At 34.1% G+C, this 249-nt stretch carries 1 protein-coding gene; it reads left to right on the plus strand.

Features of this window, described 5'->3' with window-relative positions:
- A partial coding sequence (locus GB932_RS21875) for a class I tRNA ligase family protein (RefSeq protein ID WP_156758904.1) occupies nucleotides 1-249 on the plus strand: 249 nt, incomplete at both ends.

Consider the following 249-nt stretch of genomic DNA (forward strand, 5'->3'; position numbering starts at 1 on the left):
CCGGAAACAAAGGATAATAACTTTACATGGAAGGATTTCCAGACTAAGAATAATTCTGAATTGGTAGGGATCTTCGGAAACTTTATCAATAGAGTTGCAGTTCTTATTCATAAATATTATGACGGTGTTGTTCCACAAGGCGATGTAAACAGCCCTGAACTGCAGGAAATAAGTAAATCTGCAAAAGAAATCTCAGGATTCCTTGAAAATTATGAGTTCAGAAATTCATTAACTACATTAATGAACCTT

Source organism: Microbacterium karelineae (assembly GCF_009745985.1).
Classification (GTDB): domain Bacteria; phylum Actinomycetota; class Actinomycetes; order Actinomycetales; family Microbacteriaceae; genus Microbacterium; species Microbacterium karelineae.